Origin of the sequence: Seramator thermalis (assembly GCF_004138125.1) — a bacterium.
Lineage (GTDB): Bacteria > Bacteroidota > Bacteroidia > Bacteroidales > Dysgonomonadaceae > Seramator > Seramator thermalis.
The window spans coordinates 342,426-361,056 of the sequence record NZ_RXHS01000002.1 but is presented as its reverse complement, the minus strand read 5'-3'; the positions used below and the strand labels follow the sequence as shown (position 1 = coordinate 361,056).

Here is an 18,631-nt window from a genome sequence, read left to right as displayed (position 1 = left end):
AATTACAACGCATCCACCTGCAAGCGATTGAGGAATGATACTGTTTTGCGGATTTCTTTATACATGACGATATCTTCGTCCACAAACGGAACTTCCTTGCGATAGTCTTTTATCACTTTTTCGATAAGGGGTGATGAACGAAGCGGACGACGAAATTCCATTGCTTGAGCGGCATTCATCAATTCGATGGAGAGAATGATATCGAGATTGTCCATGATTTTGTTCAGTTTAATGGCCGAAGTGGCTCCCATACTCACATGATCTTCCTGCCCGTTAGACGAAACGATGGAATCGCTGCTGGCGGCATAGCAATACATCTTGTTCTGACTGACAACCGATGCCGCCACATATTGCGGGATCATGAAGCCGGAATTTAATCCGGGATTGGCAACCAAAAATTCGGGCAATCCGCGTTGTCCCAAAATCAATTGTGCTGTCCTTCGTTCCGAAATATTGCCGAGTTCGGCAAGTGCAATAGCCAGATAGTCGTAAACAATGGCGAGAGGCTCGCCGTGAAAGTTCCCACCCGAAATGATGCAATCATCGTCAGGAAAAATGGTTGGATTGTCGGTAACGGAATTAATCTCTGTGAGCACTACCGATTTAACATAAGCGATTGCATCTTTGGCCGCACCATGCACTTGAGGAATGCATCGAAACGAATAGGGATCTTGCACATGTTTTTTTTCGCGCGAAATAAGTTCGCTCCCTTCCAAAAATTTGCGGATATTCTGACCGGTTTCTATCTGTCCGGTGTGCGGGCGGATCAGATGTAATCGTTCATCAAAAGGTTCCAAATGGCCGTCGTAAGCATCGAGCGAAATAGCAGCAATAAGGTCGGCACGTTTCGATAGCCGTTGAGCTTTCATAATAGCGTACACGCCATGAGCCGACATAAACTGAGTGCCATTGAGCAATGCCAATCCTTCTTTGCTTTTCAATTTGATAGGTTCCCATCCAAATTCGTCGAGTACGCTGCCGATATCCCGTTTTTGGCCTTTGTAATATACGTCGCCAACGCCGATCAGGGGCAGAAAGAGGTTTGCCAATGGCGCCAAATCACCGGATGCTCCAAGCGAACCTTTGTCGTAAACGACAGGCAGGATGTCGTTGTTGAACAAATCGAGCATGCGCTGCACGGTCTCCACCTGCACGCCGCTATATCCGAGTGACAAGGCATGGGCTTTAAGCAAAAACATTAACTTGACGATGACCGGTTTCACTTCTTCTCCCACGCTGCAAGCGTGCGATTTCACCAAATTTTCCTGTAATGTACTCAGATCGGTGTTCGAAATTGTTCGATCGCACAATGAACCAAATCCGGTTGTGATGCCGTAAATAGGTTCGGTCTGATTTTCCATCTTCCGATCAAGGTAATCGCGACATTTTTGAATTCGCTCTTTTGCTTCGGACGAAAGCTCTACTTTGATGTTTTCGTTCAAAATCCATTCCAATGCTTCGAACGACAAATCTTCCTTGCCGATATAATAAATATTTTTCATAGAATTTCCGTATATTGAAATTGTTATCAGCCTTTCCGGTGATTTTCTCACTTCTTATTTCTCATTTCTCACTTCTCACTTCTCCTCTCACAAATTCCATCAACTCTTGTTCCTTACGAAGTGTTTCTTTTTCGATGCGATTGCATTTTTCGGAAAGCTCTTTCACAAAACGTTCATCTTTGATGGAAGCAAGATTTATTCGAACGTTGAGCAAAGCGCCCAACACGGCCGTTCGGCAAGTCATCATGGCTACACAACCATCAGTTATGGCATTTTTATTGCCTTTTCGAGTAGTTTCGCCGATCAGATCGAGCAATTCAAATGCGCGCTCTGCAACTTCCATCGGCACCATTGCCGCTACTTTTGTGGCCTCCTGAATTTTTTCACTGCGAAGCACCTTTTGCTCGTCGGTGTCTTTTGGCAACCTGAAAGCTTGAAAAACAAGGTTGTAGGCTTCAGCATCCCGATCGATATCGGTCAAAAATTCGGTTCGAAGAGCCGACGCTTTTGTGGCGTTGAGTTTCATTGTTTCTTCGACGGCTGAATAGTTTTTCTTTCCGATAGTAATGTTTGCAAGCATTTCGGTCAATGCCGCTGCTACAGCACCATGAAGCGCCGATATGCTTCCTCCGCCGGGAACAGGTTCATTATTGGCGGTTTTTTCGAGAAATTGTTTAAGGGTTAAGTCCTGTAAATTCATACTGTTATTTATAAGTGAAAAGTGAAAATGGATTTTTTATTTTTCACTATTTGTTTTTAGTTTTTCACTATTTGTTTCCCTTGTTTAATCACGGTATCCACAATATTCATACCCACATGATAAGGTAAAAATTTGTAGGAAGGAAATTGTAATAGAATCAGATCGCCTTGTTTCCCGACATCGATGCTCCCAATCCAATTGGCACGACCAATTGCAGCAGCACCGTTGATGGTGAAGGCCGTGACTGCTTCTTCAGGCGAAAGTTGCATGTAAATGCACGCGAGCGCAAAAAGAAGCGGAACGGAGGCCGAGAAAGAACTTCCCGGATTGAAATCGGTAGCCAATGCAACGATGCACCCTGCATCGATCATAGTGCGGGCACGTGCATAAGGCTCGCGAAGCGAAAACGCTGTCAGTGGAAGCAATGTAGCAACAACGCCGGCATCAACCAATGCACGAATTCCGTGATCCGATACTTGCAGAAGATGATCAGCCGAAAGGCAACGAAGTTCGGCTGCTAATTCGGCGCCACCTAACGAAGTCATTTCGTCGGCATGTATTTTCAACCGAAATCCCTGTTCTTTGGCAGCGTTCAGATATCGTCGCGATTGTTCGACCGTAAAAACATTCTTTTCGCAGAAAACATCCGCACATTCGGCCAATTTTTCTTTGGCAACATGCGGCAACATTTCGAGAATTTGGAAATCGATGAAATCGTCTTCTTTGCCTTTCCATTCGGGAGGAACGGCGTGTGCACCAAGATAAGTGGCGACAATATCCATCGGATGAGTCTGCTGCAAACGACGCATCACGCGAAGTTGTTTAAGTTCCGTTTCTCTGTCGAGCCCATAGCCGCTTTTCCCTTCCACCGTGGTGATTCCGAGTTTCATCATGGCATCGAGTCTTTGCATTCCCAAATCGAAAAGCTCTTCTTCCGAAGCGGCGCGAGTCGCTTTTGTCGTATTGATGATGCCGCCACCTCGCTGCATGATTTCCATGTAACTGTCGCCGCGCATGCGCCACGAAAATTCTTCTTCGCGATAGCCGCCAAATACGAAGTGTGTGTGTGAATCCACAAAACCGGGCAGTACTGCTTTGCCTTCGGCATGAATGATTTGATATTCGCTTTCATTTACAGGGATAGGTTCACTCTGTCTCAAAACGTGCGTAATCCTTCCATCGGTAACAACGACGGTACCGTTTTCGATGATGTGCAAGTCAGACATTTCCTCGCCCCGCTTTCCGGCAAATCCGCTGCAAGTTACCACCTGCGATGCGTCTTTTATGATAAGGTTGTTCATTCGATCAATTTTTCGGATTTGATGTCGGAAAACTCCACTTTCTTCTTCCACTCTATCCATCCCAAAATGGCCAAGACGAGGAAAACCGTGTATTGGATACCCGTAAAGTAAAGTCCTTGCGAAATGAATATCGGGATGGAAACCAGGTCGCCGATAATCCAAAACACCCAGTTTTCGGCTTTCTTGACAGCCATCAAAATGGTTGCTACCAGAAAAAAGGAAGTATTGAACGAATCGATGTAAGGAAGATAGGAGTGCAGATAATCGGGATCGGTTTTGTTTGCTTCGCGCAGAACGAAAAATGCAGCCACATATACAACTACGACCGATACCCACGACCAAACATTTTGTTTAGATGTGTTTCGCGTAATTTGGAGCGACTCATTGTTTTCGTCCTTGCGAGCCCACATGTACCAGCCGTAGATGTTCGAAATGAGATAAACTGCATTGATACCGGCATTGGCATACAATCGCGCCGTGAAACAAATATAGATGTAAATTAAGACATTGGCAATTCCGAAAGGAAAAACGAGAATATTTTCCTTTCGCGCATACCAGACGCTGATAATGCCCAGCAGGGCGGCAAACATTTCAATCCAATTCATCTGCAATTATTAATTTTCAATGCCTTTCGGCATAATTCATTCTTCCATGATGCGGGTTTCAAGCACCTGATTCATGCTGAAGTTTTCGAGGCCGAGATAATATGCCGCCGTGTCCACGAGCGCTTCCATCGGCACCAATCCGACGACTTCTGCTCCAACGATCGGCACTCCATAACGATTGGCTTCGATGCGCACTAACTCATGTGCCCGATAAATGGCTGTTTTAGTGTAATCAGTCAAGTTCATCGAGACCTGAGTAATGCCCCGATCTTCGAGCGCAACTCCCATTGCCTTGCAATAACGTAATCCTCCACCGATGTGGCGAACTTTTTTGGCAATCGAATTTGCTATTTCCAAATTGGAAGTTCCCAAATTCACATTATAGGCAACCAGTGGCATACGTGCGCCAATGGCTACAACACCGGCCGTTGGATGCCTTTCCGATGGACCAAAATCGGGCTTCCATTCATCTTGTTTGATCTTCTCTGCCATGCCTTCGAACTCACCCTTGCGGATAGCTGCCAGGTTTTCGCGATGTGGCGCCGACGCCGATTTTTCATACAAAAAAACGGGCAAGTGATATAGCTCGGCAACTATGTGTGCGACTTCTTTCGAAAGAGTTACGGCTTCGTCCTGCGTAACGTTGCGTATGGGAATAAACGGAACAACGTCCACTGCACCCATTCGTGGATGTTGACCCTGATGTTTGGTCATATCAATCAGCTCGACGGCTTTACCCACCGCTTCAATTACTGCATCTTTCACTTCTTCGGGTTCGCCAACCACAGTAACTACCAGCCGATTGTGATCTTCATCGTTACTGTAATCGAGCAACTTCACGTTGTGTTTCCCTCGAAACGAATCGACAATCGCTTCGATTTTTTGTCTATCGCGTCCCTCACTGAAATTAGGAACGCATTCGATGATTTTGTTCATAACAGATTATAGAAATTTAAGAGGTCTTCGTTGAATTTTTAGTTGTAACTCCGATAAAAGTTATTCATTGCAATTCATCGATCAAAATACTTACATCAAGGATGGACAATCTTTTGTCAATCGCAAAAATAGATGTTTTTCCATTATAAATGAAAGATATCTTTGAAATTGCTTTCAACGAGATTGAGAGAGCACTTCGGCAAGCAATTTTTCGTCCACCAAATAAGGCTCAGTGATATGATATTCATCGGCATGCGACCGGTTGAATTCCGATACGACACCCATTGCATTCGGGTTTCGTGCCCACGACCGACGCGCCACGCCGCCCATCACGTCCCAAAGCATCGCAGAGCGAAGGATTTCATCCGCACGTTCGCTGCCGTCGCATACCATGCCGAAGCCTCCATTGATGGCTTTGCCAATGCCTACGCCGCCACCGTTGTGCAACGTTACGAGGCTCATGCCGCGAGCACAGTTTCCGGCGAAACATTGCACGGCCATATCGGCCATCACATTACTCCCGTCTTTGATGTTTGCCGTTTCGCGGAAAGGAGAATCGGCGCCGCTCACGTCGTGATGGTCGCGTCCAATCATCACGGGACCTATTTCTCCATGTCGAACCATTTCGTTGAATTTCAGTGCTATTTTCAAACGACCCGGCCCGTCCTGATAGAGAATACGCGCTTGAGTACCCACCACAAGCCGGTTTTTTTCGGCATCGCGGATCCAAATCCAGTTATCCTTATCCTGACTGCGTCTGTTGGGATCGATGCAGTCCATAGCTGCACGATCGGTTTTGATCAGATCTTCATGTTTCCCGCTCAGACAAACCCATCGAAAAGGTCCGTAACCATAATCGAAGAGTTGCGGACCCATGATGTCTTCCACATACGAAGGAAAGATGAATCCATCCTTGTCGTCGATTCCGTTTTTCGAAATTTCTTTCACCCCACTATCGTAAATCGCTTTCATGAACGAATTACCGTAATCGAAAAAATATGTGCCACGCGCAACAAGTTTTTTTATGACTTCGTAATGACGACGCAACGAAGCATCTACCAATTCGCGGAAATGCTGTCGGTCTTCTTTCAACAGACGCGTACGTTCTTCGTAAGTGATGCCTGCCGGACAATAACCACCGGTATACACTTCGTGGCACGAAGTCTGATCGCTAAGCAACTCGATATGGATATGGTTGCTTTCGGCATATTCCAACAAATCTACAATGTTGCCGTGATAGGCAATCGAAAGAGGTTCTTTGCGCATCATGGCCGCTTGTGCGAGCCGAAAAGCTTCTTCTTTGCCATCGGTTATCCGGTGTACCCACCCTTGCGAATAGCGCGTTTGAATGCGCGATAAATCCACTTCGGCAATGATGGATGCGGCACCGGCTATATCGGCTGCTTTCGGTTGCGCTCCGCTCATTCCGCCCAATCCCGACGAGACGAACAGATGTCCACGCAAGTCGCCATCGGGTGGAATGCCCAATTTCATGCGACCGGCATTGAGCAGTGTGTTGAAAGTGCCATGCACAATGCCTTGCGGGCCAATGTACATCCAGCCGCCGGCAGTCATCTGACCATAATTTGCCACACCCATTTGAGCGGCTATTTCCCAATCGTTTTGATTGTCGAACTGCCCGACCATCATCGAGTTGGTGATAATTACACGTGGCGCGTCGGGTTTCGATTTGAACAAACCGAGCGGATGTCCGCTTTCGACGACGAGTGTTTGGTCTTGCGTCAGTTCTTCGAGATAAGCTTTGATGAGGCGGTATTGCATCCAGTTTTGACAAACTTGACCGGTTTCGCCGTAGGTAACCAGCTCGTAGGGATAAAGCGCAATATCGAAGCAGAGGTTATTGTCGATCATCACCTGAAAAGCTTTTCCTTCGACGCATTTCCCCTTGTATTCGTCGATGGGTTTGGCTTTCAGATCCCCTTCGGGACGATAGCGATACCCATAGATGCGGCCACGCGTTTTTAACTCGTCGAGAAATTCGGGAGCCAACTGTCGGTGAAATTCGGTGGGAATGTAACGCAAAGCGTTTTTCAATGCAATTTCGGTTTGTGAGGGCGTCAGGCGAAAACCGCGATCCGGCGCGCGACGAATGCCATCCTTAAATTCGGGATAAGGCGGCAACTGGGATGATAAGGTTATTTTCATTGTTCGAAGTACTATTTAGAGGCATTCGGTATATGTTTGTGGAAAAACACATTCAAATTCGAGTGTTTTTACGGAATTTCTTCACAAATAACATTTTGTAAACCAATAATGCGATATAGAGTTAAAAATCCAATCGAAAACACATCGATGACAAATGTATGGAAATGTTTTTGAACAAAATGTTAAACGGAGAAAATTATTCTCATACGTCAATTTTTGGCGAAACAATAAGGTTTGACTATCTTTGTGCAATAACTGCCAAAAATAGAGAAGCATCATTTTAGGATGAACTACAAACTCGAAATTTGCGCCAACTCTGTAGAAAGTTGCATCGAAGCACAGCGCGGAGGCGCTTTCCGTGTAGAACTGTGTGCGGCTATTCCCGAAGGTGGAACAACACCATCGTATGGTTCTATCCTGACGGCACGCGAAAAACTTCACGAAACCAAACTGCATGTAATTATCCGTCCGCGAAGTGGCGATTTTCTTTACGGCGAAATCGACCGGGAAATCATGCTGAAAGATATCGAATTGTGCAGAAAGTCGGGCGTGGATGGCATCGTAATTGGTTGTCTCACACCTCAAGGCGATGTGGATATGGAGCTCAACAAAAAATTGATCGATGCAGCCGGAGAAATGAGTGTAACATTTCACAGAGCGTTCGACATGTGTCGCGATCCTTTTGAGAGTTTGGAAAACATCATCGCTCTCGGATGCAGCAGAATATTGACTTCAGGTCAACAACCTACTGCCGAACAAGGCATCCCTCTTATCAAAAAATTAATCAAACAGGCAAACAATCGTATTATCATCATGCCCGGCTGCGGCATCAACGAGAATAATATTCGAAAAATTGCTTTGGAAACCGGAGCTCAGGAGTTTCATCTTTCCTTACGCAACAAAGTTTCCAGCAAAATGATCTATCGAAATCCTTGGGTTTCGATGGGGGGAACCAACATTACAATTGATGAGTATCGACAAGATATTACCGATGCCCATCGTGTATCACAAGCACTTGCTGTTCTTTCTGATTAGTGTCTCATTTTTTCTATTCATTTTAATAATATCCGATACATGAACAAGATCAATCTTTTAACTTTAACGATTTTTGCAACAGGATTTTTTTTCTCCTGCAATGCAAAAAAAGAATCGAAACAAGCCAATTATGAAGTAATTCCGCTTCCTTCGGAAATTACGGTAACTGCAGAAAAGCCTTTTGTATTATCGTCTTCTACCAAAATCGTATTTCCTAATGGAAACGACAAGATGAAGAAAAACGCCGAGTTTCTGTCCAAATACCTTCAAACATCCGTTGGAATTAAACCCGAAGTTACGAGCAACACTGCAAAAAATGCTGTCATTTTGTCTCTTGGGCTTGAAAACAAGAATCCCGAAGCCTATCAAATTACTGTCAACGACAAGGAAATCACCATCAAAGGGGCAAGTGAAGCCGGCGTTTTCTATGGCATTCAAACGCTTCGCAAAGCCACTCCTATCGGCGAGAATATTACCGTTCTGTACCCTGCCGTGACCATCAGCGACCAACCCCGCTTCGCTTATCGGGGAATGATGCTTGATGTAGCGCGCCATTTCATGCCGGTGGATTTCGTTAAAACCTATATCGATATCCTCGCTTTGCATAACATCAACCGGTTTCATTGGCATCTGACCGACGATCAGGGTTGGCGAATCGAAATAAAAAAATATCCCAAACTCACACAAATCGGCTCTGTTCGCAAGCAAACCGTCATCGGCAAAAATACCGGGAAATACGACGGCAAAGAACATTCGGGATTTTACACACAGGATCAAATTAAGGAAATCGTAAACTATGCTGCCGATCGACACATTACGGTCATTCCCGAAATCGATCTTCCCGGTCACATGTTGGCTGCATTGGCAGCTTATCCCGAGTTGGGGTGCACCGGCGGCCCGTATGAAGTAGCGACTACATGGGGTATTTTTCCCGATGTACTCTGCCCTGGCAAAGACACTACATTTGTTTTTCTGGAAAATGTTCTCACAGAGGTTATGGATTTATTTCCTTCAGAATATATCCACATCGGAGGCGACGAATGTCCGAAAGTTCGGTGGGAAAAATGTCCGGATTGTCAACGACGCATCAAAGAATTGGGATTGAAAGACGGCAAACACAAAAAAGAATTTTATCTGCAAAGTTATGTAACCGCACGCATCGAAAAATTTCTGAACAATCACGGAAGAAACATCATCGGTTGGGACGAAATCCTCGAAGGCGAGTTGGCTCCTAACGCCACCGTCATGTCGTGGCGTGGAATGGAAGGCGGATTGGAAGCTGCCAAATTGAATCATGACGTGATCATGGCTCCCAATTCGTATTGCTATTTTGATTATTATCAGACTCAGGACACCCAAAACGAACCTTTTGCTATCGGTGGCTATGTGCCCGTTGAAAAGGTTTACAGCTTCGAACCCGTTCCGTCAGAACTGACACCCGAACAGCAAAAACATATTCTTGGGGCGCAGGCAAACTTGTGGACAGAATACATTGCAACGCCCGAACATGTAGAATATATGGTGTTGCCGCGCATGGCTGCTTTGAGTGAAGTACAGTGGATGCAGCCCGAAAAAAAGAATTTCGATTCGTTTTTGAAAAGGCTTCCGCAATTGCTCGCCCTTTACGACAAGTTGGGATACAACTACGCAACACATGTATTTGATATTCAGGCCAAAATGGTACCGAATTTCGATACCAATACGCTCGACGTAACACTTTCAACCATCGATCATGCCGACATCTACTATACACTCGACGGATCGAATCCTACAACGGCATCAACAAAATATACCGGCAAAATCTCGATTAAGAATAATACCGAACTCAAGGCAATTGCCGTTCGCTCGGGAAGTATAAACAGTAAAATGCTTCAGGAAAAAATTGTAGTGAACACTTCAACTTTCAAGCCGATTCAATTGCTTACGACACCTGCAAACAATTATTCGTTCACCGGTGCATCTATGCTGGTGGATGGATTATTTGGCAACGAAAATTATCGCACCGGAAAATGGCTTGGCTTCCAGAAAAACGATTTAATTGCCGTAATCGATTTGCTTCATCCGACTTCCATTTCGAAAGCACAAATCAGAACAAACGTCGTAACCGGCGACTGGATTTTTGATGCTTCCGGAATTAGGATCGAATCATCGAATGACGGCACCAACTTTACCCCTGTGAAATCCGAAAAATATAACGATAGCCATTCGGACAACTATAGCGAAATCGTAACTCACACTATGCAGTTCGACCCCGTTACAGCCCGATATTTCAGAGTTACTGTTCAACCATCTGTTATGCCTGATTGGCATCCCGGCAAGGGAAATCGTGCTTATATATTCGTGGACGAAATTGTTTTGAATTGAACCAATAGAAATACGTAAATAAATTCGGGAAAGCTGCCAAGCGCTTGGCGGCTTTCTTTTTTCCCCGGTTGATTAACTTTATTCATATTTCCTCATTTTCAACCTGTTAACGAGCAAATGATATGCCTGCACCAGACAGACTGCCGTATTGGAAATAATAATCGGCCACGCCCACCCGAGCAGTATGCCATAAACGACAAAGAACAGACAAGCCACCAAGTTTATCATTCTTACTGCTGTTAACTTCTTCGGCAAAAAGGAAATTACCAGTAATGTCATGGCAAGATAGCCCGTTACATCGCACCAAAATTGAATATTCATTTCGATAATGGATTAAATTTGCCTGCAAGTTAGCACCTTTTCAAAAATATTGCCATTAGTTTTTAGCATAAAAATATCGGATGTTACTTCAACAAACATTTTTGCACTTCCCATAAGCAGCAATTAATCGAACACGTTTAGGACATGACAAAAAAACTATGGCGTTCATCGTAATTCCGATTTCGCGTATCCACAAAAGTAGAATCAATAATAGTTAATATAAATTTACACTTTTAAGCCATATTTTTGACTATTTCCTCCTTCTTCTTCGTGAGGGGTTTCCGTCGTATTTGCGTCGTACTTCCGTCGTACTTGGTTCGAATGAAATCCAAATCATTTTTTTTGCTCTTTCATGATAGCGACGAAAGGTTCTTTAACATTCTGCGGAAACTAGTTCTTTCTTCATTACCACAAACTCCTATCTTGTTTTGAAAATATCGGAGAAAAAACCGAAGAATTATTTTTGCAATGAATCTGACCGGCAATTTTAAAAAATATTTTCTATCTTTGCCTCCGAATTGTTGGTGTTACACATTTCAAATTCATCTTCGAAATGTGTAATGAAAAGGGAATCAGGTGAAAATCCTGAACAGACCCGCTGCTGTAAGCTCCGCTTACGTGTTGAACATTACTCTTTGCCACTAATCGGCTTTATATTTCGCCTTAGGCGATATCAAATGATTGGGAAGGCGTTCAAATCACGGGAGCAAGTCAGAAGACCTGCCACAATTTCATCAAGTTGTATAGCTTTCGGGGAATAAAGCTTGAAAACGACTCGCGAACTTTTTTTATTTACGCGCCTCATTTTCAGTATGCTTTACCGAAATAAAAAATTCGGTACAGATGAAATTTTACAAAGCAGTATCTATTGTGGGCATTTCTATGCTCTGGGCTGGTACAAATCTTGCGGCACAGAACGTGGCCGACAGCCTTCACCAACTGCCGGAAGTGGTGATTACGGAAAAATATGACGATCGCGAAATTCGTTCGTCGGCTCCCTTGCAAATCCTAACCAAACAAACCCTTCAGAATCTGAACGTGTTGCAGGTGTCCGATGCCGTCAAATTTTTTTCGGGAGTCAATGTAAAGGACTACGGGGGAATAGGTGGTTTGAAAACCGTATCGGTGCGCAGTTTGGGAGCGGCTCACACGTCGGTGAGTTATAACGGAATTCCTTTGTCCGATGCACAGACCGGCCAAATCGACATCGGCAAATTTTCGCTCGATAATGTTGAAGCGCTTACCCTCAGCTTGGGACAAAACGATCAGATCTTTATGCCGGCACGCTTATTTGCCTCAGCCTCTGCTCTCGATATTCGCACGACTTTGCCTTCCTTCGAAAATAACAGGCAATTTTCGGGTAAAGCATCTATTAAAGGCGGCTCGTTCGGATTATTCAATCCTTCATTCTACCTCGCTAAACAGTTCTCAAATCGGTTAGCGGCCACAGTCAACGGCGAATGGCTTTCGGCAAACGGCAAATATCCGTATCTCCTCCGATACGGAAATGCCAAAGGAGACAGTACTTCGTGGGAAGAAAGAAAAAATACGGACGTACAAAATCTCCGTCTCGAAGGTGCACTCTTCGGGAAAATATCAGAAAAATCGTCTGCCGACATCCGACTCTACTATTATCGATCGGATCGTGGGCTTCCGGGTGCAACCATCTTCTACAACACTGATGGTTTTTCGAAACAGAGACTCGACGAGAACACTTTTTTCGTGCAGGCACATTACGAGAACACGCTTTCGCAGCTATGGAGCATTCAAGCCAACGCCAAATATAATCGGGGTTATGTGCATTATCTCGACCCGACTTACCTGGGATCGGAAGGTAAATTGGAAAACAAATACACACAAAAAGAACAGTATGGATCATTGGCTGCATTGTTTAAAGCCTTCCAACATCTTTCCTTTTCGGCGTCTTCCGATCTTACCCGACAAACGCTCGATGCTAATTTCTATAACTTTGCCTACCCTACTCGCCTGACCTGGCAAAGTGTGGTTGCCGCAAAATACGTTTCCGATCGCATCCTTGCCACTTCAAGCCTCCTTTTCACCCAAACGTTCGAATCAGTGAAAGTCGGAGATCCTGCCAACAACCAGAACCGATGGTCACCGTACATTAGCGTTTCTGTGAAACCGTTTGAGAATCACGATTTGCGTTTGCGCGCGTTCTACAAAAACATTTTTCGAATGCCGACTTTCAACGACTTGTATTACACGGCTATCGGCAAACGAACATTGAAACCGGAAGATACCGATCAGTTTAATCTGGGTGCAACATACAGTACTTCCTTCGGAACTATCGTTCCGCTACTGACATTCACGGCAGATGGTTTTCGCAATAACGTAAAAAACAAAATCGTGGCTTATCCGGTGAAAAATGTGTTCGAATGGTCGATGATGAATTACGGAAAAGTAGAAATATCGGGCATTGATCTTTCACTGGAAACAATCATTCGTTTTTCCGAAAAAATCGGATTGCTTGCCGGCAGCAATTTTACCTATCAAAAAGCATTGAACATGACAGATCCCAAATCGTCGGCCTACAAAAATCAACTTCCTTATACGCCTCGTCATTCAGGTGGGGCGCACGCCACACTGCAAACGACTCTGCTCGATTTGTCCTACTCGTTGTTGTGGTCGGGAATTCAGTATGCCGGGGCACAAAATGTCAAGCAGAATGAAGTATCGGGATATACCGATCACAGCATTTCGATTTCGAAAGAAAAGAAAACCCGATTAGGTAACATGCGACTGAGCGTAGAAGCACTCAATATCAGCAATAAAAATTACGAGATCGTCCGCTATTTTCCGATGCCGGGACGCTCTTTCAGAGGAACACTATCTATTTATTTTTAAACCATAAAATTATTTTGAAATGAGAAAAAATCTGTATTTACTGCTCATGTTTTTGGCAGCATTTTTTACTGCTTGCGACGACACCGACAAAATCGTTGATCCTACCGAAGTTCCACCCTCGCAAACCAATAAGCTAATGATTCTTTGCGAAGGGAGTTTCAATGGCAACAACAGCACACTGGCTTATTATGATTTATCGACCAAAAATATCGATAAAGATTTTTTCAATACCGTCAACGGTCGGGGGTTGGGCGATACGGCCAATGATATACTGAAATATGGCTCGAAAATATATATCGTGGTCAACGTATCCGGTTCGATTGAAGTGTTGGATGCCAAATCGGGTGTATCAATCAAAAACATCGATATGAAAACATCCACAGGTGAATCAAAACAACCACGCTATGCAGCCGCTTATGGAGGAAAGGTGTACGTAACCTCCTTCGACGATACGGTTACCCGCATCGATACTGCTACACTCGCTATAGATGGGTCGGTGAAGGTAGGTCGCGATCCCGAAGGAATCTGCATCAAAAACAACAAAATCTATGTCGCAAATTCCGGCGGACTCGATTATGGTACGGGAAATTATGACACCACCGTCTCAATCATTGGCCGGCAGAACTTCACGGTGGAAAAAACAATTGAAGTGGGTACAAATCCTTATCAGGTTTTCGCCGACAGCGAAGGGGATGTTTATGTAACAACACGTGGAAATTATGTGGATATCGCACCTGCATTCAAAAAAATCAGCCCCAATTACGAGGTAACCGCCATCAATAATGTGCAGGTCTCGGAATTTACCATCGTCAACGACAAGGCATACATTCTATACAACGAATGGGGAAACCCAAGCACAATAAAAGTATTCGACTGCAGTACCGAAAAAGTTGTGACAGAAAATTTCGTAACGGATGGAATCTCAATTTCCAACGGATATAAAATATCGGCCGACGCATACAGCGGAGAAGTGTATGTAACGACTTCCGACTATTTTACTTTTGGAAATGTATTTTGCTTCGATAAAACCGGGAAACTCAATTTCGAACTGTCAGGTGTTGGATTGGGTCCCAACAAAGTGATTTTCCTCAATTAAATTGGATAAACAATAAAAGTGCAGGAAAAACTCTTAATCTCTCTGCATCTCTACTTTTAGTTATTTATTTTGGGAAGAAAGGCACAACCGCTAAAAAAGCGGAAGTGCCTTTCGTTTTTACCAACAAGTTTATTTTTACCCGATGCCACTCTCACCACCTTGAAAAAACATCGAATCGAAAATTACAGAATGATGCCAACATTCACAAAGTTTTTTTGCATCTTTGTATGATTTGTACGAATAGCTTTCATGTGTTTAATTCTCATATATCATTCAGATGATTGTTTACAATACCACCTTTCAGGTTGACACCGATATTCAGGAAGAATTTGTGGAATACCTACTGCAAAAGTTTATCCCCGCCTGCACCAAAAGCGGATTGCTTACGTCTCCCCGACTCGCGCGGGTATTTGGGACTGACGAAGATGAAGGCGAAGGAGCTTCCTTTGCAATTGAGTTCACCACAAAAGATTTGTTTACACTCGAAAAATGGAACAATGAAGAGAGCTATTCGATTCATGCTCCGCTCATCGAAAAGTTCCGAGATAAAATTGCAGGATTTTCCACCATTTTGCAAACCATCGAATACTGATATGCCAAAAGAACGAATCATTATGGGAATCGATCCCGGAACTCAAGTGATGGGATATGGCATTCTGCGAATCGTTGACAACAAACCCGCCCTCGAAGCTATGGGCATCATGCAATTAAGCAAGTACGAAGATCATTATCTGAAACTTGCTAAAATCTACGCACGTGTAATCGGCCTCATCGAAGAATACCTCCCCGACGAGCTTGCCATCGAATCGCCATTTTTTGGCAAAAATGTGCAAAGTATGCTCAAACTTGGGCGGGCGCAGGGCGTAGCGATGGCCGCAGCCATTTCGAGAGATATTCCGATTTACGAATACGCACCTTTGAAAATTAAAATGGCTATCACCGGCAATGGGCGGGCAGCCAAGGAACAAGTTGCCTATATGCTTCAACAAATCTTGCATATTCCCAACGAAAACATGTTGCCACAACTCGATGCCACCGACGGATTGGCTGCTGCACTTTGCCACTTTTATCAGTCGGGCGTCGAAAACGGAAAATCTGAATATAAAAATTGGAAAGACTTTGCCGAAAAAAATGATTCACGCATAAAAAAATGACAATAAATTTTCAATCTTTCGAGAAGTGATTTAACAAAACTTTTTATCTTTGCGTTATGAATGAGCTTGTTTCACATATCGAATTTCTATTACACACACACCTGTGCGTCATTGTTCCTCACTTTGGCGGATTCGTGCTCAATTGTAATCCTGCTCGAAAAATAGGATTAGCCTCTTTCGCACCTCCTGAATATGAGTTGCTCTTCAACCAGGAACTCTCACACAACGACGGCCTGTTAACCGAATCATTCATGCGAATGCATGATATTTCATTCGAAGAAGCTAATCGGCTCATCGAGAAACAAGTGGAGGAGCTGAAAATATCTTTGTCATCCAGCGAATCGCTACTCTTTGGTGATTTGGGTAGTTTTCGGGTTAACGACGAAGGACATTATGTGTTCTCTCCCAATAAATTTATTCGTCCCGAATACTTTGGTTTATCGCAAGTTTCGTTGAAACCGATCATTCAGATGCAGCCATCTGCACCAAGTGCGCGAAAAAAAACACGTCGCCTCCAACCCCCTCTTCGACACATAGGCATTGCAAGCGGCGTTGCGGCCGTGATAGCCGTTTTTATCTTTTTGATGACGCCTTTCGATAAAAATGTTCCTGCCTCACAAAGTGCAAATATTTTATCTGAAAGTGCACTTTTTATGAATAATTCATCGAAAAATTTCAGCGATCCTGTTTCCCAACCTGTTTTGGGGAAACAAAATTCAACACCTGCCTTATCCGACAACAAACCTCATGCCGGTAAATTATCGGCGAACCAAGAATCGGACACGGAAGTGAAACCCGAAACAAAGTATTATATCGTTTTGGGTGTTTACGAACTTCGTTCAGGTGCTGAATTTACCGAACGAACATTGAAGGCTGAAGGATTTTCACAAGTGTATTGGTTGGAAAGACCCGGACGTATCGATTTATATACGGCTGTTTTCACGGATCGCGCCGAAGCAGAAAATTACTTGAGAACACTTCACAAACAATATCCCAACCATTCCGATGCTTGGATTATGAAACGTGCTCACTAATCTTCGATATGAATTCTGTTCCCCTTTTCTGAACTTATTTTTTCGGTCTCTGCAATTTGCAACTTTTTCGAGAAAGTATCGGACAAAATTCTATAAGCTCTGGTACGAAATGCAACCAACGAGATTATCAACATCAAAATCCCCGCTATTAAAAAGGTCAATGCTATTCCACGTGTAGATCCTTCACCCAGCAACCATCCGAACGCTTTTTTGCCCGAATCACTGTTCATAAACGGGATAAGCGAAAATTGCGCGAAAGGGCCGATGATAAAAATAGAAATCGGAGTTGCTGCAGATTCAACCGTTTGAGCAAATCCAAAAACACGTCCTTGCGTATGTTTTGGCACTATTGTTTGAATAATTGTTTGTTCGGCAGCTTCGATAAAAGGAACAGATATCATATACAAAAACATCCCCAGTACAAATAGTGGTGCCCATTCGCGAAGAGTAAAGACAACACAGATTAAACTTGTAATCACATATCCCCAAAGAAGGGTTTTTACCGGCCGTTTTCCCAAGCCGAGACGACTGATGATCAGTCCGCCAAAAATGAAACCCGATCCTGTAAATCCGAGCACGACTCCCCACACTTCGACGCGAAAAATCGACAACCCGTACGGATCAAGCAAAACCATAATGACTCCGCCTATAAAATTGTTGAAAGTGGTAAAAATAATAAGCCCCATCAGTCCCGGAATAACATGAATGGCTCGGAGTGCTCCACTAAAATCTATTCTTTTGTTTTGCAATTTTGGATCGTGAACGATGTGATCTTCGGCTATAGGCACAAAAAACAGATGAATAAGCATCACTGCCGACACAATCAGGGTAATATACATTGCCCAGTCCAGGCCTAACTGCCCAATGATTAGTCCACTGAAAACGGTATTGGCAATCATCCCTACCCCCTGCACCATTCCGATTAATCCGTTTGCACGTGCATAATTCTCTTTTTCTACCAGAATAGAAACCGTAGTGGACAATGCTATCCCGCGCAAATTGCAGGCGAGAGCTGCCAACAATAAAGGTATCGAAAAAAGCCAAAATGACGGAGACGATAATTGTGAAATTTGAGACTTCGGTTCAAAGTGCATTACCCATCCCGATACACACAGCAGAGCGAGTGTTACAACAGATGCCAACGTGATGACTCGTTTCTTTTTATATTTATCCACAATCGTGCCGAACAGCATGCTCGACAAGGTAACCAGCAACATATAGGTTCCACTCAGAATGGATAGGATCAGTACGGATTTGGTTTCCAGATATATCCAAAAAGAAAATGCACTCCACAAAAAATAGGCGCTGGTGTTGGCAGTTGCAACATTTATCAGGATTGGGAAAAATCGTTTCATCAAAGAAATTATCCGATGCGAATGCTCAAAGAACGTTTATATGAGCACTTTTGTTTAAATACAATTTAGTACCGCAATCATTTTTTATAAGAATGCGAAAAGCGGCCGGCTAAATCACAGCCTGCCGCTCTCTAAATAACATGAAAATACAACTTACATGTTGTGAATGAAAATTTAGTTATTAACCCATTTAACCT

At 43.9% G+C, this 18,631-nt stretch carries 15 protein-coding genes and 1 riboswitch; of the genes, 7 read left to right on the top strand and 8 right to left on the bottom strand.

Going from position 1 to position 18,631, the window contains the following annotated elements; all coding sequences use genetic code 11:
• Positions 1-2 precede the first annotated feature (2 nt).
• The 6 genes from hutH to EJN84_RS03650 form a co-directional block, all read right to left on the bottom strand.
• On the bottom strand, positions 3-1,502 hold the full coding sequence (gene hutH, locus EJN84_RS03675; RefSeq protein WP_129594158.1) for a histidine ammonia-lyase: 1,500 nt from the start codon (positions 1,500-1,502) through the stop codon (positions 3-5).
• A gap of 61 nt (positions 1,503-1,563) precedes the next feature.
• The gene (locus tag EJN84_RS03670) at positions 1,564-2,202 is read right to left on the bottom strand and encodes a cyclodeaminase/cyclohydrolase family protein (RefSeq protein WP_129594157.1); all 639 of its coding nucleotides are present in this window, start codon (positions 2,200-2,202) and stop codon (positions 1,564-1,566) included.
• A gap of 56 nt (positions 2,203-2,258) precedes the next feature.
• Positions 2,259-3,503 (bottom strand): imidazolonepropionase, encoded by a 1,245-nt coding sequence (gene hutI, locus EJN84_RS03665; RefSeq protein WP_129594156.1) that lies wholly within the window; start codon positions 3,501-3,503, stop codon positions 2,259-2,261.
• Positions 3,500-4,108 (bottom strand): nicotinamide riboside transporter PnuC, encoded by a 609-nt coding sequence (pnuC, locus tag EJN84_RS03660; RefSeq protein ID WP_129594155.1) that lies wholly within the window; start codon positions 4,106-4,108, stop codon positions 3,500-3,502. Before pnuC ends, hutI begins: the two co-directional genes overlap by 4 nt.
• A 36-nt stretch (positions 4,109-4,144) precedes the next feature.
• Entirely contained in the window at positions 4,145-5,044 is a 900-nt protein-coding gene (gene ftcD / locus EJN84_RS03655) for a glutamate formimidoyltransferase (protein WP_129594154.1), read from the bottom strand.
• Between the two features lie 174 nt (positions 5,045-5,218).
• Positions 5,219-7,210 (bottom strand): urocanate hydratase, encoded by a 1,992-nt coding sequence (locus EJN84_RS03650; RefSeq protein ID WP_129594153.1) that lies wholly within the window; start codon positions 7,208-7,210, stop codon positions 5,219-5,221.
• 285 nt (positions 7,211-7,495) lie between these two features.
• On the opposite strand from EJN84_RS03650, the gene EJN84_RS03645 reads away from it, so the two are divergent.
• Complete coding sequence (locus EJN84_RS03645) at positions 7,496-8,245, top strand: copper homeostasis protein CutC (RefSeq protein WP_129594152.1); 750 nt, start codon at positions 7,496-7,498, stop codon at positions 8,243-8,245.
• A 39-nt stretch (positions 8,246-8,284) separates the two neighbouring features.
• Positions 8,285-10,609 (top strand): glycoside hydrolase family 20 protein, encoded by a 2,325-nt coding sequence (locus tag EJN84_RS03640; protein WP_129594151.1) that lies wholly within the window; start codon positions 8,285-8,287, stop codon positions 10,607-10,609.
• A 78-nt stretch (positions 10,610-10,687) separates the two neighbouring features.
• Here EJN84_RS03640 and EJN84_RS03635 read toward each other — a convergent pair whose 3' ends face one another.
• Entirely contained in the window at positions 10,688-10,930 is a 243-nt protein-coding gene (locus EJN84_RS03635) for a uroporphyrinogen decarboxylase (protein ID WP_129594150.1), read from the bottom strand.
• A 505-nt stretch (positions 10,931-11,435) separates the two neighbouring features.
• A riboswitch (cobalamin riboswitch) is annotated at positions 11,436-11,672 on the top strand.
• Between the two features lie 101 nt (positions 11,673-11,773).
• Here EJN84_RS03635 and EJN84_RS03630 point away from each other — a divergent pair.
• From EJN84_RS03630 to EJN84_RS03610, 5 genes are all read left to right on the top strand, one after another.
• The gene (locus EJN84_RS03630) at positions 11,774-13,795 is read left to right on the top strand and encodes a TonB-dependent receptor plug domain-containing protein (protein WP_129594149.1); all 2,022 of its coding nucleotides are present in this window, start codon (positions 11,774-11,776) and stop codon (positions 13,793-13,795) included.
• A 19-nt stretch (positions 13,796-13,814) separates the two neighbouring features.
• Positions 13,815-14,891, top strand: coding sequence for a YncE family protein (locus EJN84_RS03625; RefSeq protein WP_129594148.1), 1,077 nt, complete (start codon positions 13,815-13,817; stop codon positions 14,889-14,891).
• 277 nt (positions 14,892-15,168) lie between these two features.
• The gene (locus tag EJN84_RS03620; protein ID WP_129594147.1) at positions 15,169-15,483 is read left to right on the top strand and encodes a DUF4286 family protein; all 315 of its coding nucleotides are present in this window, start codon (positions 15,169-15,171) and stop codon (positions 15,481-15,483) included.
• Position 15,484: 1 nt separating this feature from the next.
• Positions 15,485-16,045, top strand: coding sequence for a crossover junction endodeoxyribonuclease RuvC (ruvC, locus tag EJN84_RS03615; RefSeq protein WP_129594146.1), 561 nt, complete (start codon positions 15,485-15,487; stop codon positions 16,043-16,045).
• 56 nt (positions 16,046-16,101) lie between these two features.
• A complete protein-coding gene (locus EJN84_RS03610) occupies positions 16,102-17,079 on the top strand; it encodes an HU domain-containing protein (RefSeq protein WP_129594145.1) in 978 nt (325 codons plus the stop codon).
• Here the strand turns inward: EJN84_RS03610 and EJN84_RS03605 are convergent.
• Positions 17,076-18,434, bottom strand: coding sequence for an MFS transporter (locus tag EJN84_RS03605; RefSeq protein WP_129594144.1), 1,359 nt, complete (start codon positions 18,432-18,434; stop codon positions 17,076-17,078). The genes EJN84_RS03610 and EJN84_RS03605 overlap by 4 nt on opposite strands.
• Positions 18,435-18,631 lie beyond the last annotated feature (197 nt).